The sequence below is a fragment of the Bradyrhizobium sp. UFLA06-06 genome (genome assembly GCF_054820065.1).
In genome coordinates, this window is the sequence record NZ_JADFUD010000013.1 from 105482 (window position 1) to 126104 (window position 20623).

Here is a 20623-nt window from a genome sequence, read left to right on the forward strand (position 1 = left end):
GATCACGTAACTCTTTTGTTTTGCAGAGATCAGTTTTTATGGCAGCCGCGCCCGCTGTCCGGCGTTCCGAACTGGCTGAGGCGCTGCGCGCTTGCCGCAGCGCTTTTATCGGCGTCGGCCTCATCAGTTGCATGATCAACCTGCTCTATCTGACAGGTTCGATGTTCATGCTGCAAGTCTACGACCGGGTGCTGCCGAGCCGCAGCGTTCCCACCCTGGTCGGCCTCGTGGTCATCGCCGCGGTCCTCTACATCGCCCAGGGCGTGCTCGACCTGCTGCGCGGACGGATCCTCGGCCGCGTCGGCACCTCACTCGACGAAGCGCTCAACGCACGGGTGTTCGACACCGTCGTGCGGCTGCCGCTGATGGCCGGCAATCGCAGCGAGGGCCTGCAGCCGCTACGCGACCTCGACAATGTGCGCTCCTTCCTCGGCAGCATGGGTCCCGGCGCGTTCTTCGATCTGCCCTGGCTGCCGTTCTACATGGTGATCTGCTTCGCATTCCATTGGCTGCTTGGCGTCACGGCGCTGGTCGGCGCGATCATCCTGGTGACGCTGACGCTGATCACCGAATATTTGTCGCGCACGCCGGCCAAGGAAGCGATGACGCTCGCGGCGCGGCGCAACGATCTCGCCGCCTCCAGCCGCCGCAATGCCGAGGTGCTGGTGGCGATGGGCATGGCCGGCCGCATGAACAGACGCTGGAACGAGGCCAACGAGGAATATCTGTCCGGCAACCAGCATGCGAGCGACGTCACCGGCGGGCTCGGTGCGGTCGCCAAGGTGCTGCGCATGATGCTGCAGTCCGCCGTGCTCGCGGTCGGTGCCTATCTCGTGATCCATCAGGAGGCCACCGGCGGCATCATCATCGCCGGCTCGATCCTGAGCGCGCGAGCGCTGGCGCCGGTCGATCTTGCGATCGCGCATTGGAAGGGCTTCGTCGCCGCGCGGCAGAGCTGGCATCGGCTCAACCGCCTGCTGCAGCAGATGCCGGCGCGCCCCGAGCAGACCCTGTTGCAGGCGCCGGAGAAGAAGCTCTCGGTCGAAGCCGTGACCATGGTCGCGCCGGGCGATCAGCGCGCCATCGTGCAGGACATCACCTTCGCCGTCGAGGCCGGCAGCGGCGTCGGCGTGATCGGCCCGAGCGGCTCCGGCAAGTCGTCGCTGATCCGGGCGCTGGTCGGCGTCTGGATGCCGGCGCGGGGCAAGGTACGGCTCGACGGCGCCGCGCTCGACCAGTGGTCGTCGGACCAGCTCGGCCGTCATGTCGGCTATTTGCCGCAGGACGTCGAACTGTTCGCCGGTACGGTCGCGCAGAACATCTGCCGGTTCGATCCCGACGCCAAGTCCGACGGCATCATCGCGGCGGCCAAGGAGGCCGGCGTGCATGAGATGATCATCAAGATGCGCGAGGGCTACGACACCCAGGTCGGCGAACAGGGCACCGCGCTCTCCGCGGGCCAGGCGCAACGCGTGGCGCTGGCGCGTGCGCTGTACGGCAATCCGTTCCTGATCGTGCTGGATGAGCCGAACTCCAATCTCGACAGCGAAGGCGACGAGGCGCTGACCCGCGCGGTGCGCGGCGCCCGTGAGCGCGGCGCGGTCGTCATTGTGGTTGCGCACCGGCCGATCGGCATCGAGGGCGTCGATCATCTGCTGGTGCTGAAGGACGGACGCATGCAGACCTTCGGGCCGAAGGAAGCCGTGCTCGCGCAGGTGCTGCAGCGCGCCGCGCCGCCGGTGCCGACGCCGATCAAGATCGTCGCGGATGCGGGAGCCGCCAAATCATGACCGATCAACCGCGCAACGCACATCGCTCGATCCGCAAGCATCTGATCGTCGGCCTCGTCGTGGTTCTGGTCCTGGGCGGCGGCGTTGGCGGCTGGGCCGCGACGGTGCCGATCTCCGGCGCGCTGATCGCGCCGGGCTCCGTGGTGGTCGAATCCAACGTCAAGAAGGTGCAGCATCCGACCGGCGGCGTCGTCGGCGAAGTCCGGGTGCGTGACGGCGACGTGGTCAAGGCGGGCGACATCGTCGTGCGCCTCGACGAGACCGTCGTGAAGGCCAGCCTTGCGATCGTGGTCAAGACGCTGAACGGTCTTTATGCGCGCGCGGCCCGGCTCGAGGCCGAGCAGCAGGGCCGCGACAAGATCGCCTTTCCGCCGCAACTCACCGAGCAGGCCAAGGATCCCGACGTTCGCGACATCATGGCGAGCGAAACCAAGCTATTCGAGGTGCGGGTCAATGGCCGCACCGGTCAAAAAGCGCAGCTGCGCGAGCGCGTCACCCAGCTTAACGAGGAGATCTCGGGGCTCGAGGCGCAGGAGAAGTCCAAGGACAAGGAAATCGAGCTGGTGAAAACCGAACTAGTCGGTGTTCGCCAGCTTTACGAGCAGCATCTGGTGCAGCTCACCCGCCTGACCACGCTGGAGCGCGACGCGGCGCGGCTCGCCGGCGAGCGCGCGCAATACATCGCCTCGCGCGCGCAGGCCAAGGGCAAGATCACCGAGACCGAGCTGCAGATCATCCAGGTCGACAAGGACATGGTCTCGGAGGTCTCGAAGGACCTGCGCGAGGCCAACGACAAGATCGGCGAGTTCGTCGAGCGCAAGGTGACCGCCGAGGACCAGCTCCGCCGTATCGATATCCGCGCACCACAGGACGGCGTGGTGCTGCAGTCGACCGTGCACACCGTCGGCGGCGTCATTACCGCGGGCGACGCCATCATGATGATCGTGCCGAAGGCCGATGATCTGTCGGTCGAGGCCAAGGTCAATCCGCAGGACATCGACAAGCTGCAGGTCGGACAGAAGACCGTGCTGCGGCTCTCCGCCTTCAACCAGCGCACCACGCCGGAGCTGAACGGCGTCGTCACCCGCGTCTCCGCCGACGTCACCACCGACCAGCGCACCGGGCAGAGCTACTACACCATCCGCGTCTCGATGCCGCCGGAAGAAGTCGCGCGCCTCGGCAGCGAGGTGAAGATCATCCCGGGCATGCCGGTGGAAGCCTTCGTCCAGACCGGCGACCGCACCATGCTGTCCTATCTGATGAAGCCGATGAGCGACCAGTTCATGCGCTCGTTCCGCGAGAAGTAGGTTCTCGCGTTACCGCTTTCGTAGCCCGGATGGAGCGAAGCGAAATCCGGGAACAGTCGTGCGGCGGATATAGCCGCCCCGGATTGCGCTTCGCTTCATCCGGGCTACGGTGACTTCGTCAGGTTGCAGGCTCTTTCCTTGCGTCGTCCCTGCGAAAGCAGGGACCCATAACCACAGGATCGAGTTGTTGAAGCAGGCTGTGGCTCGAGCGGACCATCGTCAATGGCCATCGGTGGTTATGGGTCCCGGGTCGCGCTTCGCTTGCCCGGGACGACAGCGTAGATTTATTGCGACAAGTTCTTCAGCAACAACTCCAGCGCCGCCTTCGCAAATGCCTGCATGTTCGCCTGCCGGTCGCCGCTGGCGGTCTCCAGCGTGATCACCTGCTGCCGGGGGCCGGCGACCGCCATGCAGCTGTGACCGGCGGCATCGCCGTAGCGGTTGCCGGTCGGGCCGGCGGCACCGGTCTCCGACAATCCCCAATCGGTTGCGAGGCGCTCGCGGATCTGCCGCGCCAGCAATTGCGCGTAGGGTTCCGACGACGAACGGAGCCCGCGCATGGCATCGTCGGGAATGTCCATCAGCGCGCGCCGCGCGTCGCGCGTGTAGATCACGCCGCCGCCGAGGAAATAGGCCGACGCGCCGGGAACCGCGAGCAGCGATGCGGAGATCAGTCCGCCGGTTGAGGATTCCGCGACCGCAATCGTCTGCTTGTTCGCGATCAGCTTTGCGGCGACCTGTTCGGCGATGGATGTGAGCGCGTTCATCGGCCTTCTTCCTCGTTGCTTGCCATGAAAATCCCGTGGGGCGTTCTGCCTTCCTAGCACAGCACGCAGGCCCTTGCCGAGTTGCAGGCCGCGGCATGGCCTGCTTGAATGCGAGCCAAGAACCAAGCGCCGCCCGACAAGCTTGTCGTAAGAGCGTGCGCGGAGGAAACATCATGACGTCGCCGATCGCGGGCGGCGTGGATTGCGATCTGCATCCCGCCGTACCTCACCTCACCAGCCTGCTGCCGTACATGAACGACTACTGGCGCGACCAGGTGACGACGCGCGGCATGACCGACCTGATCTCGCAATCCTATCCGACCAATTCGCCGATCGCGTCGCGGCCGGACTGGCGTCCCGCGCAAGGCAAGCCGGGCTCGAGCCTTGCGGACATGCAGCGCCAGGCGCTCGACCGGTTCGGCACGGCCTACGGCATCTGCAATCCGCTTTACGGCGTGCAGATGGTGTTCTCCGAGGACATGGCCGATGCGTTCTGCCGCGCGCTGAACGACTGGCTGGTCAAGGAATGGCTCGACAAGGACGATCGCCTGCGCGGCTCGATCGTGATCCCGGTGCAGAGCATCGAAAAGGCGGTCGCCGAGATCGAGCGCTGTGCGCAGGACGAGCGCTTCGTGCAGGTGCTGATGCTCGTGATGGGCGACATGCCGCTCGGCAAGCGCCACTATTGGCCGATCTACGCCGCGGCCGAACGGCTCGGCCTGCCGGTCGGCATCCATGCCGGCAGCGCCTATCACAATCCGCCGACCTCGGTCGGCTGGGGCTCCTATCACATTGAGGACTATGTCGCGCAGGCGCAGGCGTTCCAGACCCAGCTCACCAGCCTGGTCGTCGAGGGCGTGTTCGCGCGCCATCCGAACCTGAAAATGGTGATGCTGGAGTCCGGCTTCACCTGGCTGCCGTCATTCCTGTGGCGGCTGCACAAGTTCTGGCGAGGCGTGCGCATGGAGACGCCGTGGGTCGACCGCGCGCCGCTGGAGATTGTGCGCAGCAACATCCGCTTCTCGCTGCAGCCGGTCGATGCGCCGCCGGACGGAGACACGCTGAACCACCTGTTCGACCATATGCAGTCGGACGAATTGATCCTATTCTCGTCAGATTACCCGCATTGGCAGTTCGATGGTGACGAGGTGCTGCCGCAGGGGTTGTCGCAGGATCTGGTGCGCAAGATCATGGTCGATAATCCGCATGCGACCTATGGCCGGCTCAAGGTGAAGGAGATGACGCCATGAACATCCAGCTTCGCGAGCGCCCCGAAACAGCGTCGCCGACGAGCATCAAGACCGCGATCGCCGACTGCGACATCCACCCGGCCCGCGCCACCAAGGACGAGCTGTATCCTTATCTCGAAAAGCGCTGGCATGCGCATCTCGAGACCTTCGGCGTCCATGCCTATCAGGGCATGATGGAAGGTCCGCCCTATCCGAAGGCGCAGCCAAATGCGTCGCGCCGCGATGCCTATCCGCCGGAAGGCGGCCCGCAGGGCTCGTCGCTGTCCTTCATGCAGAAGCAACACCTCGATCCCAACAATGTCGCGCTCGGCGTGCTCAACCCGCTCAACACCGGGCAGGGTATCCGCAACCAGGATCTCGCCGGCGCGATCTGCTCGGCCATCAACGACTGGCAGATCGAGAAATGGACCAGCAAGGATTCCCGGCTGAAAGGCTCGGTCGTCGTCGCCAATGAGGATGGCATGTCGGCCGCGGCCGAAATCCGCAAGCGCGCGGGCGACGCAAATTTCGTCCAGGTGCTGCTGCTGAGCCGCAATGTCGAGCCGCTCGGCCAGCGCCGTTACTGGCCGATCTATGAGGCGGCACAGGAAGCCGGCCTTCCGATCGGCGTGCACGCCTTCGGCTTCGGCGGCAACCCGATCACCGCGTCGGGATGGCCGAGCTACTATATCGAGGAGATGGTCGGGCATTCGCAGTGCCAGCAGACCGCGCTGGCGAGCCTCGTGCTTGAGGGCGTGTTCGAGCGCTTCCCGAAATTGAAGATGGTGATGGTGGAGGCCGGGTTCGGCTGGGCCCCATCGCTGGCCTGGCGCCTCGACAAGGTGTTTGCGCGGCTGCATGCCGAAGTGCCGCATCTGAAGCGCAAGCCGTCGGAATATATCCGCGATCACATCTGGTGGACGACGCAGCCGATGGAGGATCCGGAGAGCCGCGACCATCTGTTCCAGACCATCGAGTGGATCGGCTGGGACAGATTGTTGTTCGCGACCGATTACCCGCATTGGGATTACGACGAGCCGTCGCGCGTGCTGCCGGCCGGCGTCAGCGATGCCAATCGCCAGGCGTTCTATCTCGACAACGCCAGGCAGCTGTACGGTATCGCTTGATCCGAAAAAGTGGGAACCGGTTTTTCGAATCAGATCATGCGTGAGAACGATTGATGGCGCGTCATGTGATCGCCCCGGTTGACGAACTGCCGCCGGGTTCGCGAAAATTCCTCGAGATCGACGGACGGCCGATCGCCGTCTTCAACGTCAAGGGCGAGTTCTTCGGCCTGCTGAACCGCTGCCCGCATCAGGGCGCGGCGCTGTGCGAGGGGCCGCTGATCGGGCTCGCCTCATCGTCCGATCCCGGCGAGATCGAATACACCAAACTCGGCGAGATCCTGCGCTGCCCCTGGCACGGCTGGGAGTTCGATATCCGCACCGGTCAGTCCTATTGCGACCCGCGCCGCTTCCGCGTGCGCGCCTATCCGGTCAGCGTCGAGCCGGGCACCAATGTGGTGAAGGGGCCGTATGTCGCCGAGACCATCAAGGTCGCGGTGGAGAGCGACTACGTGGTGGTGGATCTGTAGCCGCGACCGTCCCGAAATCCTGTTCACCGGAGATGGCAATCGGTGAGCGCCGTGCAAAGCATCCTCTTGCGTGCGTTTGGCCGTCCTCGGGGTCTCCTGGGGAGGCTCGGCGGCATGATCATGGCGCGCACCAATGCAGATTGCGGCGCGTGGGTCGCAGATCGCCTCGAGGTCGGACCGGACGACAGCGTGCTCGAAGTCGGGTTTGGTCCGGGCGTCGTCCTTCAACGCCTGTCGACATTGGTGCCGGCGGGACGCGTCGCGGGCATCGATCCGTCGCAGGAGATGGTCGGGCAAGCTCGCGCCCGGAACGCGGCCGCGATCGAGGATGGTCGTGTCGAGCTTCGGCTTGGCCCCGTGGAGCGCATGCCATTCGATGCGGATAGCTTCGACAAGGTGCTGGCGATCAACTCGATGCAAGTCTGGCCGGACGCCATCGCCGGGCTACGGGAGGTCCGGCGCGTCATGAAGCCGAGCGGCAGGATCGCGCTCGGCTTTACGCGCTATTCCGGACAGCCCAAGGAAGGGGTCGCGGAAAAGCTGGCAGCAGCCGGCTTCACGCAGGCTCAGCTGGTCGAGACAAATGAGTGGTTCTGTGCCCTGGCGACAAAGCCCGATGCAGGATGAGTTCGTAAGCCGGGTTACGCTGCGCTAACCCACCACCATTCATTCCGCCATCATCTGCCGTTCGCGCGCATAGCGCACCAGCGCGACGAAGCGGTAGATGCCGTGCACGAATTTGCCGTAGGGCATGGTGATGAACAGCGCGAACACCACGCCGAGATGCAGCGCCAGCAACGGACCCATCGCGGCGGTCTCACGCCACAGCAGCAGGGCGAGGCCGGTAATGCTGGTCAGGAACAGCATCAGGATGAACGCGGTATCCATGCCCATGCGCTGCTCATCGACCAGCACGCGGTCGCGCTTCCATTTCTCCGACAGGAGCCCGAGCGGGCCGACCACGAGCCCGATGCCGCCGAGCGTACCGAGCACGACGGGCAGGTCCCACCACGCATAGGGCGCCTCGCGCGCCAAGAGGTAATGATACAGCGTGCCGACGCAGGTCGCGGCGAAGCACAGGATGAAGCCGTAGAACGTGAAGTGGTGATACAGCTTGCGGCGGTCGGTCGGCTGGTCGTCCTCGTTGAAGCAGCCGACACCGCCGCCGTCGAGATAGCGCAGCTCGCCGGCGTCGCGGCCCGCCTGCAACAGCGCCTTCGCATCCGTCGTCATGCCGACCGGCTCGCCGATGTCGCGCCAGAACGCGCGCACGCCCATCACCAGCGCCAGGATCGCGTAGAGCAGGGCCAAGCCGAACAGCAGCGCCATCGCGTTGTGCGGCATCAATTTATAGAACGCGCCGGGACCGGTGTGGATGCCGGTGAGCACGCCGCGATCATTGATCGCGGCGAAGCCGAAGATGAAGGCGGCGACGCTGAGCGCTGCGATCAGGCTGATGACGAGGCCGTTGCGCGCGAACGCGCCGGCAAAGGCGCGCGGCCAAGCATAGGCGGCATAGGATTCGGCGCGCGCGACCGCAAGCGTCTTCGGTACATTGACGTTGAATTCGTGCGGCGGCGAGAACTGGCAGTCGGTGTAGCAGGCGCCGCAGCCATGGCAGAGGTTGGCGAGGTAGTTGAGATCGCCGTCGGAGAAGGCGCGGCGCATCTCCATCGCGGGAAACACCGCGCACAGGCCCTCGCAATAGCGGCAGGAATTGCACACCGTCATCAGACGGTCGGCTTCCTGCAAGATCCTCGTCCCGTGCATCGCGTCAGTCCCGCCTTCAGTTCCGCGCATTCTTGGCTGCTTCCCGGCCGGCGACGCGGCCGAACACGCTGCCGATGGTCATGCCGATGCCGGCGGCATAGCCCTTGCCGAGCACGTTGCCGGCCATGATCTCGCCGGCGGCGAACATGTTGGCGGACGGCTTGCCGTCCTTCATCAGCATCCGCGCCTCTCTGTTCACGCGGGTGCCGAGATAGGTGAAGGTGATGCCCGGCCGCACCGGATAGGCGAGATAGGGCGGCGTCTCGATCCGGCGCGCCCAATGCGTCTTCGGTGGCGTGATGCCTTGGGTAGCGCAGTCGTCGAGGATGGTGTGGTCGAAGGTGCCGGGCTGCACTGCGGCGTTGAACTCGGTGATGGTCTTTTCCAGCGCGGCCGCGTCGAGCTCGAGCTTGCCGGCGAGTTCGGCAATCGTCGCGCCCGCGATCGGCGGAAACAGCGTCGGCATGAAGCTCGTCACCACGGTCGAGTCGAAGATGATGTAGGCGATCTGGTCCGGCTGCGCGGCGACCAGCCGGCCCCAGATCGCATAGCGCTTCGGCCAGATGTCCTCGCCCTCGTCGTAGAAGCGCTCGGCATGCTTGTTGACGACGATGCCGAACACGACCGAGTCATGGCGCGTGATGATGCCGCCGTCGAATTTCGGCGCGCGCGCGTCGATCGCCACCGCATGGCATTGCGTCGGATCGCCGATCTCCTGCACGCCCTTGGCGAGCAGCATCTTGAGGATCGCGCCGCGATTATAGGGCGTGCCGCGGATCAGGAAATTGTCGGCCGCATCGCCCCAGGACTCCTTCAGCCATTCGATGTTGGCCTCGAAGCCGCCGGCGGCCGCGACCAGGGTCGAGGCGCGGACTTCGGTCTTGCCGCCGACCGGCTGCTTCAGCTGCGCCGAAAGGAACATGCCGTCCTCGATCGTAAGGTCGATGACCTCGGCATCGTAGAGGATGTCGACACCGAGCTCCTCGGCGGTGCGATAGAGCGCGTTCAGCATCGCGCGGCCGCCGCCGAGGAAGAACGAGTTGGTGCGGCCAAGGCTCAGCGTGCCGCCGAGCGAGGGCTGCCAGCGCACGCCCTGTTCGACGATCCAGTTCAGAATGTCCTTGGATTCGTGGATCATGAAGCGGGCCAGTTCCTCGTCGGTCTGGCCGCCGGTCACCAGCAGCAAATCGTTCCAGAACTCGTCCTCGGTGTAGGGACCGGTGAGGATTGCGGTCGCCGCGTCATGGGCGCAGCGCATATTGCGGGTGTGGCGGGTGTTGCCGCCGCGATAGAATTTCGGGGCGCCTTCCAGCACCAGCACGGAGGCGCCGGCGCGCCGTGCGCTGATCGCAGCGCACAGCGCGGCGTTGCCGCCGCCGATCACCAGGACGTCGAACCTGCGCGTCAGATCAACCATGCGCTCTTGTTATCGTTGTTGGCATGGAAAGCAACACGGGCCGGGCGCATGAGCATGATCCGGAAAAGCGTGTCGCGATTTTCCGAAGAAGTCATGCCCAGCGAGCCCGCCCGGCCGCGAAGTGGAATATCAGGCCGCAACCGTCTCGCGCTGCTCGATGGTCTGGCCGCCACGATAGACGATCAGCGTGGCGACGACGCCGAGAGCTGCCGCGCACATCAGCCAGTAGCCGGGCGAAGCCTTGTCGCCGGTCTGCTGGATCAGCCAGGTCGAGGCGAACGGCGTGAAGGTGCCGAACAGCCCGGCCGCCAGCGCAAAGGCCAGCGAGAAGCAGGTGGTGCGGACATGCGCCGGCACGATCTCGACCAGAGAGCCCAGCATGGTGCCGCTGTAGACGCCGAAATAGAACGAGAACATCATCTCGACCGCCAGCATCTTGCCGAACGACGGATTGGTCACCAGCCAGTGCAGCGCCGGATAGGCCGTGATGAGGGACAGGCCGGCGATCGCCAGCAGCACCGGCTTGCGGCCGATCCGGTCGGACACCGCGCCGCCGACCGGATTCCAGATGAAGTTGGTCACCGCAACCAGCAGCGTCACCAGCAGCGCGTCCTGGGTCGAGAGCTTCAGCACGGTCTTGCCGAAGGTCGGCGTGTAGACGGTGACGAAGTAGAAGGTGGTGGTGGTCAGCACCGCGATCATCATGCCGAGCACGACGATGCGCCAGTTCGCGATCGCCGAGGCAAACACCTCGCTCGCGGTCGGATGCTTCTTCATCGCGAGGAACGCCGGGGTCTCCTCCAGCGTCCGGCGCAGGAAGAAGATCACCGGGATGATCAGGCAGCCGACGAAGAACGGGATGCGCCAGCCCCAGGAGGCAACGGTCGCCGCCGGCATGCTCTCGCTGAGGACGAAGCCGAGGATCGAGGCGACGAAGATCGCGACCTGCTGGCTCGCCGACTGGAACGAGGTGTAGAAGCCGCGATTGCCGGGCGTGGCGATCTCCGCGAGATAGACCGAGACGCCGCCGAGCTCGACGCCGGCGGAGAAGCCCTGCAGCAGGCGCGCGATCAGCACGATGATCGGCGCCGCAATGCCGATGGTCGCATAGCTCGGGCAGAGCGCGATCACCACGGTGCCGATAGCCATGATCGACAGCGTCACGATCAGGCCCTTGCGGCGGCCGATGCGATCGATATAGGCGCCGAGCACGACGGCGCCGACCGGGCGCATCAAGGCGCCGAGCCAGAACACGCCGAACGCGTTGAGCAGCGCCGCCGTCTCGTTCTCGGAGGGGAAGAAGGCCTTCGCAATCGCCTGCGCATAAAAGCCGAACAGGAAGAAGTCGAACTGCTCGAGGAAATTGCCGCTGGTCGCGCGCAGGATGGCGCCAAGACGCGATTTGATCTGCGGGACTTGCGATGAACTCGACTGCGACATAACGCCCTTTCCTCCCCGTGACGAAACGGCCGGCGCAAATTGTTTCGCCGGCCAAAGCAGTTAACTGCCATGTGCGGCAATTTGGCACGCCTGTCTGGCGCGACCAACCCGAAATCACGCGGGGGGCTATGGGAAAAAAGCCGTAGGTGGACATTGCAGGGAGCGTCTCGAGCGAAAAGGATATCGGTTCGCGCGAAGAAAGCTCGTCAAAACAACAATCTAGCACCTCGGCTCTGGTTCAATCAGAACGAAGCTCCGGCCGTCGCGTGCGCCGCATCAAGGCGCAGCGTGCGCCGTTGTGCCGAGCCAGTTCCGGAACGCGGACAGCTTTGGCGTATCGGCGCGTCCCTGCGGCGACACCAGGTAGAAGCCGGCGTCGGCAGGCAGCGCGATCTTGAAGGGAACCACGAGGCGGCCCTTGGCGATGTCGTCCTGCACATAGGAGGTGCGGCCCATCGCGACGCCGATGCCATCGATCGCGGCCTGGATCGTCACGAACAGCAGGTCGAAGGTGACGCCCGGCTGCTTGGAAATATCGGTCGGCAATCCCGCCGCGGTCAGCCACAGCCGCCAGTCGTCGCTGTTGGCGTTGCTGGTGTGCAGGAGCGTGTGATCCCTGAGGTCTTCAGGGCATTTCAGCGGCCTGGTTCCCTGCAGCAGCGACGGGCTGCACACCGGAAACAGCTCATCCGCCATCAGCCAGTCGGCACGCAGGCCCGCCCATTGGCCGCGGCCATAGCGGATCGCCGCGTCGACCTTGTCGCGCTGGAAGTCGACCAGGCTGGTCGAGGTGGTGATACGAACGTCGATACCGGAATGCGCCTCCTGGAAGGCCGACAGCCGCGGCAGCAGCCACTTGGCGGCAAGCGACGCCAGCGTCGAGACGGTCAGCACGTGATCGTCGTCCCGGCGCAATAGGCGATCAGTCGCGAGCCTGAGGTCATTGAAGGCGGCGCGGACGCCGGGAAGGTATTCGGTAGCCTCCGGTGTCAGGCTCAGCGAGCGGTTCTGGCGGATAAACAGGCGGACGCCGAGCTCCTCCTCGAGCCGCCGGATCTGATGGCTGATCGCAGTCTGCGTCACGTTCAGTTCGGACGCCGCCAGCGTGAAGCTCATATGCCGTGCGGCGGCCTCGAACGCCCTTAGACCATTCAGCGAAGGCAGGCGGCTGGTCATCTCTTGTGCGTCTCCAAATACATGACTTTAATTCATGCGAAACGGTACAAAGTGTCGTTTGTGAGTGGACCAAATAGCTCCGATATTCCTGCCAACAGGTTACCGATAGGAGCCGCAGATGTCCATTTTCACCCATGAATCGATGACAAATCATCATACGTCCGGATTGCTGAACCAGGTCGGCGAGACGCTGCATGTCTGGTGGGAGCGTTACGAGCGCCGCCGCGAGCTGTCGCAGTGGACCGAGCGCGATCTGCACGACATCGGCATGTCCCGCAGCGACATCGTGTTCGAGACCGAGAAGCCGTTCTGGCGGGCCTGAGAAGGACGCCACCGCTGGCGTCGCCTCGATCGAGGGGCGCCGGCCAATTTCTTCACCCGAGGAGCGTGTCATGGTTGCGCTGCATCTCGACGATCTCAAGCAATACTCTGACGTGCTGCGCGCCAAGAACGGCAGCGAGGTCAAGGTGCGCTTCGTCGAGCCGCGCGACCGCGAAGAGCTGCAGAGCTACATCCGCTCGCTCTCCGCGGGGTCCCGTTACAACCGCTTCCTGGGCGCGTTGAGCGAGCTGCCGAAGACAGAGCTCGAGCGTTTCATCCATGTCGGCGAGGCTGACCGGTTCACGGTGGTCGCGACGATGCTGGTCGATGGCTTTGAGACCATCGTCGGCGAAGCCCGCTACGCCTTCCATGCCGATAATTCGAGCGTCGAGTTCGGCCTGTCGATCGATGACCGGTGGCAGGGCCACGGCATTGGCAAGGCGCTGCTGAAGAATCTCGAATGCCGCGCGGCGTCCTTCGGAGCCGAGCGCATCTTCGGCGACACGCTGCGTTCCAATGCGACGATGATCGGCCTCGCCCGCAAGTCGGGCTACGCCTTCACCCAGAGCCCCGGCGACTGGAAGCTGGTGCGCTTCGTGAAAGAGATCTACGTCGAACCGCAAGACATTCCCTGTGCCAGCTGGCGGCTTGCTGCCACTTCCCGCTTGGCCGCGATGTCCTCGCTTGCGGTTTGACTGACTAGGCCCGGTTCTGGCCCCTCCAGAACCGGGCCCTTTTCTTTTTGATTGCTCCGACTCCGTAGCCCGGATGAAGCGCAGCGTAATCCGGGGTCGTACCGCCGCGAGACTTGTCCCGGATTTCGCTTCGCTTCATCCGGGCTACGAGCTCTCACCTCCCCTTGAAAAGGGGAGGTCGCTTTGCTCGCCAGAGCAAAGCGGGTGGGGATCAGCGCTCTCCCCGGCAATGGCGCGTGTGGCTGACCCCCATCCCGACCTTCCCCCTTTCAGGGGGAAGGAGAGATCGCGCTCAACTCCCCCGGAACACCGGCTTCCTCTTCTCGATGAAGGCCTGCACCGCCTCCTTGTGATCGGCCGTCGTGGTGAGGCGGATCAGCCGCTCGGCCTCGTGGTCGCGCGCGGTGGCGAAGTCGAATTGCAGCGCCTCGTCGAGATTGTCCTTCATGTAGCGCAGCGCGAGGGTCGGGCCCTCGGCGATCGACTTCGCCAGCGCAAAGGCTTCGTCCTGCAGCGTTTCGTCCGGCACCACGCGGTTGACGAGGCCGATCTGCTCGCACCTCGCGGCGTCAACCTTCTCCGAAGTGAACATCAGCTCGCGGGCGCGCGAGGTGCCGATCAGCCGCGTCAACAGCCAGGCCATGCCGTAATCGCCGCTCAGCGCCACGCGCAGGTAACCGGTCGAGATGAAGGCGGATTGTGCGGCGATCCGGATGTCGCAGGCCATCGCGATCGCAAGGCCGGCGCCGACCGCAGGGCCGGGAAGGGCGGCAATCGTCGGCTTGCGCACCGAGGCGAGCGCGCCGGTGAGCAGGCGCTGACGCTCCTGCAAATCCGCGACCTTGTCTTCATAGGACATTTCGAGCTTCTTTTTGTCGCGGTGCGCGCCCATGCCCTTGACGTTGCCGCCGGCGCAGAACGCCTTGCCGGCGCCGGTGACGAGCAGCACGCCGACCTCGGGGTTCTCGCCGCAGGTCCTGATCATCGTGCGCAGCGCCGGCGTCAGCGTGTCCGACAGCGAGTTGCGGGCGTCCGGGCGGTTCAGCGTGATGACGGCGACGCGGTCGCGGATCACGCAGAGCAGTTCGTCGGTGCCGGTCTCGATCTTGATTTCGTTCGACATGTTTTCCTTCCCCAGTTCCGTCCGTCATTGCGAGCCACCCGGTCGGCGCGCAGCGCCGCCGGATGACAGGCTCCGCGAAGCAATCCATGCCGCCGCTAGTGGAGGAATGGATTGCTTCGTCGCTTCGCTCCTCGCAATGACGAATGTGGCGGCGGTTTGCGTCCAGCCTACGCCGCTTGCATGATCTCCGTCATCTCAAAACTTCTCAACCCAGGGCCGCAATTCCAGCTCCCAGGTCCAGGCGCTGCGCGGCTGTTGCAGCACGTTCCAGTAGCTCAATGCAATCGCGTCGGGATCGAGCATCGAGTCCGGCCGGTCGGCGGGCTCGGTGCGGGCGGCGCTGCGGATGCCGCCGTCGATCACGAAATGCGCGACGTGGATGCCCTGCGGCAACAGTTCGCGTGCCATGCTCTGCGCGAGGCCGCGCAAGGCGAACTTGCCCATCGCGAACGGTGCCGACTGCGCATAGCCCTTCACGCTGGCAGAGGCGCCGGTGAACAAGATCGCGCCCTTCTTGTTGGGCAGCATGCGCTTCGCCGCCTCCTGCGCCACCAGGAAGCCGCCGAACGCGGAGACTGCGATTGCCTGCTCGACCTCTGAGGGCACGAGTTCAACGAACGGCCCGCGCGAGCGGCCGCTGGCGTTATAGACCACGAGATCAGGTGTTCCGATCTCACGCTCGACCAGGCCAAAAAGCCGTTCGACATCCTCGGCCTTGGTGGTATCGCAGGCATAGGCGCGTGCGCCGGTTTCGGTGCAGAGCGCGCCGAGTTTCTCGATGCTGCGGGCGCCCAGTGCCACGCGAATTCCCTCTCGCGAAAATAGCCGCGTCAAGGAGGCGCTGAGGCCCGCGCCGGCACCGACGATCAGGGCGATCTTGTATTTTGGAATATCCATTGGGCTTTCCTTTGCTCGGCCGGAGGAGGATAGTCGTGCCCAAACAAATGAGCACCGAAGCCGGGAATTCAATGCAGCCGCACAAGCAGGATCCGAAAACGTCAGCCGCCACCAACCAGCCGGGGCTGCTGGCGCCCGACACGACGGGAATGAATTTCTATCGGGCCGATCCGGCGCTGACCGATCTTCTGAAGCTGCATCTGCCCGAGGCATTGTTCCGCCATATCGAGCCGCATCTCGACCGCCTAGGTGGGTTAGCCGGAGGCTATCTCGACGAATGCGCGCGACTTGCCGACCGGCATACGCCGGTGTTGCATCAGCGCGACAAGTTCGGCCGCGATGTGCAGCACATCGAATATCATCCGGCCTATCGCGAGATCGAGAACGCCGCGTTCGGCGAGTTCGGCATCCATGCGCTGTCGCTCCGTAAGGGCATCATGGGCTGGCCCGACAAATACCCTGTGGTGGCCAAGCACGCCTTCACCTTCCTGTTCAACCAGACCGAATTCGGCATGGGCTGCCCGATCAACGTCACCGACGGGTGTGCAAAGCTGCTGGCAAATTTTGGCAGCGAGGCGCTGAAGGCGAAATATCTCGACGGCCTGACCCAGACCGACATGAGCAAGCTGACACAGGGCGGTCAGTTCATGACCGAGAAGGAGGGCGGCTCCGATGTCGGCACGTTGACCACGCGCGCCGTGCAGGAGGGCGATCACTGGCGGCTCTATGGCGAGAAGTGGTTCTGCTCCAACGCCGATGCCAAGGTGGTGATGCTGCTGGCGCGGCCGGAAGGCGCCGGGCCGGGCACCCGCGGCGTCGGCCTGTTCCTGATGCCGCGTTTCCTCGACGACGGCTCGCAGAACCATTACCGGATCGTGCGGTTGAAGGACAAGCTCGGCACCCGCTCGATGGCCTCGGGCGAGATCAAGCTCGACGGCGCGATTGCTTATGCTGTCGGCAAGCTCGATCGCGGCTTCGTGCAGATGGCCGAGATGGTGAACTCGTCGCGGCTCTCCAACGGCGTGAAATCGACTGCGCTGATGCGGCGAGCCTGGCACGACGCGATCACCGTGGCGAAGGGCCGCGTGGTGTTTGGCCAGCGCATCATCGACCTGCCGCTGGCGCGGCGCCAACTGACGAAGATCATGCTGCCGACCGAGCAGGCGTTGTCGATGAGCTTTTTGACCGCTGACGCGCTCGACCGCGCCGAGGCCGGCAGCCAGGACGCCGCGGCGCTGCTCCGCATCCTGACGCCGACGCTTAAATTCCGCGCTACCCGCGACGCCCGAAAAGTCTGCGGCGATGCGATGGAGATGCGCGGCGGCATCGGCTACATCGAGGAATTCGTCACGCCGCGGCTGCTGCGCGACGCGCATCTCGGCTCGATCTGGGAGGGCACCGGCAACATCGTCGCGATCGATGCGCTGAAGCGCGCGGTCGGCCGCCATGGCGCCGACAATGCGCTCGCCGCCGATCTGCATGCGCGGCTCGATGACAGCGCGAATGTGCCGCGGGCCTGGCGCAACCGGTTGCGCGATCTCAGCGACCGTGCGGTCGCGTTTGCGCGCGAGGTGGCGAGCCGCGTCGACAATGAGGGCGACGCGCGGCGTGCCACCAGCCTGCTCTATCACGTTGCAAGCGCCGTGGCGCTGGCATGGGAGGGCGGACGCATCCATGAGATGCGCGGTGATGCGCGCCGGCTGTTGCTGTCGCGGATGGTGGTCGATCATCGCGTGTTGCCGGGCGATCCGTTCCGGCTAACGGAGAATACCGTTCAGCGCAGGATGACCGAGCACCTGCTCGGCGATCGCGCGGTCGGCATGGCCGAGGTTGGCGAATTGCTTGACGCAGCGTAGGCTGCCGCGCGAGCGAACTTTTCAAGCAATCAAAAACGTCAAGGGAGACCCCGATGAAGGCCGCCGTTCTGCATGAAGTCAATCAGCCGCTGGTGATCGAGGATGTCAGCGTGCCCAATCCGGGGCCGCGCGAGGTCCTGATCCGCACCGCGGTCGCGGGCCTCTGCCATTCCGACCTGCACTTCATGGAAGGCCTGTATCCGCACCCGCTGCCGGCGGTGCTCGGGCATGAATCGGCCGGCGTGGTTGAGAAGGTCGGCTCCGACGTCAATTACGTGAAGCCCGGCGATCACGTCGTCACCTGTCTGTCGGTGTTCTGCGGCACCTGCGACAACTGCACCACCGGGCGCACCGTGCTGTGCACCGACACCACCGTGAAGATGCTGCCCGGCGCCTCCAACCGCCTGTCATGGGGCAGGAAGGAGAAGCTGAATCAGTTTCTCAATCTGTCGTCGTTCGCCGAGCAGATGCTGGTGCACGAGAACGCCATCGTGAAGATCAAGAAGGAGATGCCGCTCGATCTCGCCGCGCTGATCGGCTGCGGCGTCATCACCGGTTATGGCGCCGTGGTGAACACCGCGAAGGTGACCGCCGGCGAGACCGTGGCTGTGATCGGCTGCGGCGGCGTCGGCATGGCCGCGATCAACGGCGCTCAGATCGCCGGCGCCGGCCGCATCATCGCGATCGACACCAATCCGGCCAAGCTGCAGCTTGCGACCAAGCTCGGCGCAACCGACATCGTCGATCCGGCCCGCGGCGACGTCGTCCAGCAGGTGCGCGAGCTCACCGGCGGCGGCGTGCAGCATTCTTTCGAGGTGCTCGGACGCAAGGACACCGCCGAGCAGGCCTTTGCCATGCTGGCGGCGGGCGGCACCGCGACCATCGTCGGCATGATCCCGTTCGGCCAGAAGATCGAGCTGCACGGCTTCGACTTCCTGCGCGAGCGCCGCATCCAGGGCTCGTCGATGGGCTCCAATCACTTCCGCGTCGACATGCCGCGCCTCGTCGACTTCTACATGCGCGGCAAGCTGCATCTGGAAGACTGGATCTCGGCCAAGCTGAAGCTCTCCGAGATCAACGAGGGCTTCGCCAACATGAAAGCCGGCAAGACGCTGCGCAGCGTGATCATGTTCGACAGTTGACGAACTTGTCGTCGCCCGGCTTGACCGGGCGACCCAGTACGCCGCGGCGGAAGTTGTGTGAAATCAACTGCGGCCGCGGAGTACTGGATGCCCCGCATGAAGCGGGCCATGACAGCGGAGGGTGACGCTGCGAACGTTGCCCTCACCGCGCGACGTGCGCGGAGACCGCGAGCCATTTTCCGTTCTGCCGCGCCCAGCAATCGGTGTAGCGGCCATGCGCCGGCTCTCCGTCCGCGTTGGTGTAGCTGGTCTGGGCGTGGATGATGGCGAAATCGCCGAGGATGCGGATTTTGACGTCCTCTGCCTTCAGGCCCTTGATCTTCACCGGGATCGCCGTCTGCTTCAGGAAGGCAGCGCGGTCGACCAGGCTCTTGTCGGGATTGGTGCAGTAGAAGTCCTGCGCCAGGATTTCGTCGAAGCGCTTGACGTCGCAGTTCTGAACTGAATCAACGTAATCCTTGTTGAGCCTTGTCAGCTCCTCGAGATCGTTGCTCATTGGTTTCCTCCCGGTTTCCCCTCGTCATTGCGAGGCGCGAAGCGACGACGCAATCCACGCCTCCGCGCAGACGGATATATGGATTGCTTCGCTTCGCTCGCAATGACGATGGCAAGTATCAATCATCGAACATCTTCGGCGGCACGAAGCCGCCGAATTCGCGCTCGATCAGCTCGGCGAGCTTGAGCGGCGTGCGGTCCTCGAGCCATGGACCGACGATCTGCACGCCGACTGGCAATCCGTCGGGCGCAAAGCCGGTCGGGATCGCAGTCGAAGGCAGGCCGGGCAGGGTCGCGATGCCGGGCCAGGCGAGCTGGTCGGTGTAGACGTGCGGCACACCGTCGATCAAAATCCGCCGCTGCTCCTGGTCGGGCGCATGATCGTGCGGATAGGCCGGCGTTGGCATGATCGGGCAGATCACCGCGTCGAACGATTTGAACAGCTCGCGCCATTGCGCGCGCAGCCGCGAGCGGGCGACCGTCGCCTGCACCCAGTCGCGGTGGCTGAGCGCGATGCCGCGCAGCCGCTCGGCCTGCAGGCTGTTGTTGCTGGCCGGCAGCGCGGCCGCCGCCGCGCAGGCGCCGGCATAGACCTCCGGCGGGAAGGTCGCGGCGAGGAACGACAGCAGCATCCGCATATAGAGCCGCGAGGACGCCGCGAAATCCGGCAGCAACGGGCTCGAACGCGATATCTTCGCGCCGGCCTTGTCAAGGTGGCTCGCGAGCTTGTCGATGCTGCCGCGAACCGCCTTGTCGGTCGGCAACACCGGATCGGTGTCGATCACGAGGATGCGGAAATCCTTCAGGCTGGCGTGGCGCGCCGCCGGCAGGTCGAGGCGATAGGCCTTGCCGGCATCGAGCGGATCGGGTGCCGCCATCACGTCGAGCAGCAGCGACAGGTCGGCCGCGCCGCGCGCCATCGGGCCGGTCACCGCAAGGTCGCGCTCATAGATGATGGGCGGCGCCGGCGGCGCGGTGTGGCCGCGCGACGGCAGCAGCGCGAAGGTCGGCTTGTGCGCATAGATGCCGCAATGAAACGCCGGCACGCGGAGCGAGCCGCCGATGTCGGAGCCGAGCGACAGCGCGCCATAGCCCGCGGCGAGCGCCGCCGACGATCCGCCGGACGAGCCTCCCGGCGTGCGGCCGAGGTCGTAGGGGTTGTTGGTGGTGCCGTAGATCTCGTTGTAGCTCTGCCAGTCGGCAAGCCCGACCGGCACATTGGTCTTGCCGAGGATGACGCCGCCGGCGTCCTTCACCCGCTGAATCGACAGCGCGTCCTCGGTCGGGACAAAATCCTTTTGCGGCAGGAAGCCCCAGGTGGTCGGCAATCCCGCGACGTTGAAGGATTCCTTCACCGTCATGGGAATGCCGAGCAGCGGCCTGTGCTCGCCGCGCGCGATCGCGGCATCCGCGGCGCCGGCAGCGGCGAGACCGCGCTCGAAGTCGCGCACGCAGACCGCGTTGACCCTGCCGTCGTGGCGCTCGATGCGGCCGATCGCGTCCTGTGCGAGCTCGACCGCCGAGACCTCTTTGTTGCGCAGCGCTTCCGACAGGTCGACGGCGGTCTTGAAACTGTATTGCGATTTGGCCACGGCGTGCTCCCG

At 65.1% G+C, this 20623-nt stretch carries 19 protein-coding genes; 10 read left to right on the top strand and 9 right to left on the bottom strand.

What is annotated here, in order from left to right; translation table 11 throughout:
• Window positions 1–38 precede the first annotated feature (38 nt).
• Both IF803_RS14085 and IF803_RS14090 read left to right on the top strand, forming a co-directional pair.
• Window positions 39–1790, top strand: a complete 1752-nt coding sequence (locus IF803_RS14085; RefSeq protein WP_461192537.1) for a type I secretion system permease/ATPase — start codon at window positions 39–41, stop codon at window positions 1788–1790.
• Window positions 1787–3097: an HlyD family type I secretion periplasmic adaptor subunit gene (locus IF803_RS14090; protein WP_304497577.1), complete on the top strand. Its 1311-nt coding sequence runs from the start codon at window positions 1787–1789 to the stop codon at window positions 3095–3097. The genes IF803_RS14085 and IF803_RS14090 overlap by 4 nt, the downstream gene beginning before the upstream one ends.
• Before the next feature lie 284 nt (window positions 3098–3381).
• Here the strand turns inward: IF803_RS14090 and IF803_RS14095 are convergent, their stop codons facing one another.
• Window positions 3382–3864, bottom strand: coding sequence for a CinA family protein (locus IF803_RS14095; protein ID WP_461192538.1), 483 nt, complete (start codon window positions 3862–3864; stop codon window positions 3382–3384).
• A gap of 173 nt (window positions 3865–4037) precedes the next feature.
• On the opposite strand from IF803_RS14095, the gene IF803_RS14100 reads away from it, so the two are divergent.
• The 4 genes from IF803_RS14100 to IF803_RS14115 all read left to right on the top strand — a co-directional run bounded on the left by IF803_RS14100 (window position 4038) and on the right by IF803_RS14115 (window position 7314).
• A complete protein-coding gene (locus IF803_RS14100; protein ID WP_461192539.1) occupies window positions 4038–5114 on the top strand; it encodes an amidohydrolase family protein in 1077 nt (358 codons plus the stop codon).
• Complete coding sequence (locus IF803_RS14105) at window positions 5111–6220, top strand: amidohydrolase family protein (RefSeq protein WP_461192540.1); 1110 nt, start codon at window positions 5111–5113, stop codon at window positions 6218–6220. The genes IF803_RS14100 and IF803_RS14105 overlap by 4 nt, the downstream gene beginning before the upstream one ends.
• Before the next feature lie 53 nt (window positions 6221–6273).
• Window positions 6274–6687, top strand: a complete 414-nt coding sequence (locus IF803_RS14110) for a Rieske (2Fe-2S) protein (RefSeq protein ID WP_016846808.1) — start codon at window positions 6274–6276, stop codon at window positions 6685–6687.
• A 114-nt stretch (window positions 6688–6801) separates the two neighbouring features.
• Window positions 6802–7314, top strand: coding sequence for a class I SAM-dependent methyltransferase (locus IF803_RS14115; RefSeq protein WP_304497573.1), 513 nt, complete (start codon window positions 6802–6804; stop codon window positions 7312–7314).
• A 39-nt stretch (window positions 7315–7353) separates the two neighbouring features.
• Here IF803_RS14115 and tcuB read toward each other — a convergent pair whose 3' ends face one another.
• From tcuB to IF803_RS14135, 4 genes are all read right to left on the bottom strand, one after another.
• Complete coding sequence (gene tcuB / locus IF803_RS14120; RefSeq protein ID WP_461192541.1) at window positions 7354–8457, bottom strand: tricarballylate utilization 4Fe-4S protein TcuB; 1104 nt, start codon at window positions 8455–8457, stop codon at window positions 7354–7356.
• A 16-nt stretch (window positions 8458–8473) separates the two neighbouring features.
• Entirely contained in the window at window positions 8474–9874 is a 1401-nt protein-coding gene (gene tcuA, locus IF803_RS14125) for an FAD-dependent tricarballylate dehydrogenase TcuA (RefSeq protein ID WP_461192542.1), read from the bottom strand.
• Between the two features lie 129 nt (window positions 9875–10003).
• Complete coding sequence (gene tcuC / locus IF803_RS14130) at window positions 10004–11314, bottom strand: tricarballylate/proton symporter TcuC (RefSeq protein WP_461192543.1); 1311 nt, start codon at window positions 11312–11314, stop codon at window positions 10004–10006.
• 276 nt (window positions 11315–11590) lie between these two features.
• Entirely contained in the window at window positions 11591–12490 is a 900-nt protein-coding gene (locus IF803_RS14135) for a transcriptional regulator GcvA (RefSeq protein WP_304497570.1), read from the bottom strand.
• 118 nt (window positions 12491–12608) lie between these two features.
• On the opposite strand from IF803_RS14135, the gene IF803_RS14140 reads away from it, so the two are divergent.
• Entirely contained in the window at window positions 12609–12812 is a 204-nt protein-coding gene (locus tag IF803_RS14140) for a DUF1127 domain-containing protein (RefSeq protein ID WP_304497569.1), read from the top strand.
• 70 nt (window positions 12813–12882) lie between these two features.
• Complete coding sequence (locus IF803_RS14145; protein WP_461192544.1) at window positions 12883–13506, top strand: GNAT family N-acetyltransferase; 624 nt, start codon at window positions 12883–12885, stop codon at window positions 13504–13506.
• A 292-nt stretch (window positions 13507–13798) separates the two neighbouring features.
• On the opposite strand, the gene IF803_RS14150 is transcribed toward IF803_RS14145, so the two are convergent.
• Both IF803_RS14150 and IF803_RS14155 read right to left on the bottom strand, forming a co-directional pair.
• Complete coding sequence (locus IF803_RS14150; RefSeq protein ID WP_028339128.1) at window positions 13799–14629, bottom strand: enoyl-CoA hydratase; 831 nt, start codon at window positions 14627–14629, stop codon at window positions 13799–13801.
• A 195-nt stretch (window positions 14630–14824) separates the two neighbouring features.
• A complete protein-coding gene (locus IF803_RS14155) occupies window positions 14825–15526 on the bottom strand; it encodes an SDR family NAD(P)-dependent oxidoreductase (protein WP_461192545.1) in 702 nt (233 codons plus the stop codon).
• Between the two features lie 71 nt (window positions 15527–15597).
• Here IF803_RS14155 and IF803_RS14160 point away from each other — a divergent pair, with 71 nt between their 5' ends.
• On the top strand, window positions 15598–17382 hold the full coding sequence (locus tag IF803_RS14160; RefSeq protein WP_461192575.1) for an acyl-CoA dehydrogenase family protein: 1785 nt from the start codon (window positions 15598–15600) through the stop codon (window positions 17380–17382).
• Between the two features lie 53 nt (window positions 17383–17435).
• Window positions 17436–18524 (top strand): Zn-dependent alcohol dehydrogenase, encoded by a 1089-nt coding sequence (locus IF803_RS14165; RefSeq protein ID WP_018269116.1) that lies wholly within the window; start codon window positions 17436–17438, stop codon window positions 18522–18524.
• A 142-nt stretch (window positions 18525–18666) separates the two neighbouring features.
• Here IF803_RS14165 and IF803_RS14170 read toward each other — a convergent pair whose 3' ends face one another.
• Together IF803_RS14170 and IF803_RS14175 are read right to left on the bottom strand one after the other, a co-directional pair.
• Window positions 18667–19020, bottom strand: coding sequence for a nuclear transport factor 2 family protein (locus IF803_RS14170; protein ID WP_375763802.1), 354 nt, complete (start codon window positions 19018–19020; stop codon window positions 18667–18669).
• A 118-nt stretch (window positions 19021–19138) separates the two neighbouring features.
• The gene (locus tag IF803_RS14175) at window positions 19139–20611 is read right to left on the bottom strand and encodes an amidase (RefSeq protein WP_461192546.1); all 1473 of its coding nucleotides are present in this window, start codon (window positions 20609–20611) and stop codon (window positions 19139–19141) included.
• Between the last annotated feature and the right edge of the window lie 12 nt (window positions 20612–20623).

What these genes read in the sequence shown, in the direction of transcription:
- IF803_RS14085 (WP_461192537.1), top strand. Translation starts at nt 39, where the DNA reads ATGGCAGCCGCGCCCGCTGTCCGGCGTTCCGAACTGGCTGAGGCGCTG.
- IF803_RS14090 (WP_304497577.1), top strand. Translation starts at nt 1,787, where the DNA reads ATGACCGATCAACCGCGCAACGCACATCGCTCGATCCGCAAGCATCTG.
- IF803_RS14095 (WP_461192538.1), bottom strand. Translation starts at nt 3,864, where the DNA reads ATGAACGCGCTCACATCCATCGCCGAACAGGTCGCCGCAAAGCTGATC.
- IF803_RS14100 (WP_461192539.1), top strand. Translation starts at nt 4,038, where the DNA reads ATGACGTCGCCGATCGCGGGCGGCGTGGATTGCGATCTGCATCCCGCC.
- IF803_RS14105 (WP_461192540.1), top strand. Translation starts at nt 5,111, where the DNA reads ATGAACATCCAGCTTCGCGAGCGCCCCGAAACAGCGTCGCCGACGAGC.
- IF803_RS14110 (WP_016846808.1), top strand. Translation starts at nt 6,274, where the DNA reads ATGGCGCGTCATGTGATCGCCCCGGTTGACGAACTGCCGCCGGGTTCG.
- IF803_RS14115 (WP_304497573.1), top strand. Translation starts at nt 6,802, where the DNA reads ATGATCATGGCGCGCACCAATGCAGATTGCGGCGCGTGGGTCGCAGAT.
- tcuB (WP_461192541.1), bottom strand. Translation starts at nt 8,457, where the DNA reads ATGCACGGGACGAGGATCTTGCAGGAAGCCGACCGTCTGATGACGGTG.
- tcuA (WP_461192542.1), bottom strand. Translation starts at nt 9,874, where the DNA reads ATGGTTGATCTGACGCGCAGGTTCGACGTCCTGGTGATCGGCGGCGGC.
- tcuC (WP_461192543.1), bottom strand. Translation starts at nt 11,314, where the DNA reads ATGTCGCAGTCGAGTTCATCGCAAGTCCCGCAGATCAAATCGCGTCTT.
- IF803_RS14135 (WP_304497570.1), bottom strand. Translation starts at nt 12,490, where the DNA reads ATGACCAGCCGCCTGCCTTCGCTGAATGGTCTAAGGGCGTTCGAGGCC.
- IF803_RS14140 (WP_304497569.1), top strand. Translation starts at nt 12,609, where the DNA reads ATGTCCATTTTCACCCATGAATCGATGACAAATCATCATACGTCCGGA.
- IF803_RS14145 (WP_461192544.1), top strand. Translation starts at nt 12,883, where the DNA reads ATGGTTGCGCTGCATCTCGACGATCTCAAGCAATACTCTGACGTGCTG.
- IF803_RS14150 (WP_028339128.1), bottom strand. Translation starts at nt 14,629, where the DNA reads ATGTCGAACGAAATCAAGATCGAGACCGGCACCGACGAACTGCTCTGC.
- IF803_RS14155 (WP_461192545.1), bottom strand. Translation starts at nt 15,526, where the DNA reads ATGGATATTCCAAAATACAAGATCGCCCTGATCGTCGGTGCCGGCGCG.
- IF803_RS14160 (WP_461192575.1), top strand. Translation starts at nt 15,598, where the DNA reads ATGCAGCCGCACAAGCAGGATCCGAAAACGTCAGCCGCCACCAACCAG.
- IF803_RS14165 (WP_018269116.1), top strand. Translation starts at nt 17,436, where the DNA reads ATGAAGGCCGCCGTTCTGCATGAAGTCAATCAGCCGCTGGTGATCGAG.
- IF803_RS14170 (WP_375763802.1), bottom strand. Translation starts at nt 19,020, where the DNA reads ATGAGCAACGATCTCGAGGAGCTGACAAGGCTCAACAAGGATTACGTT.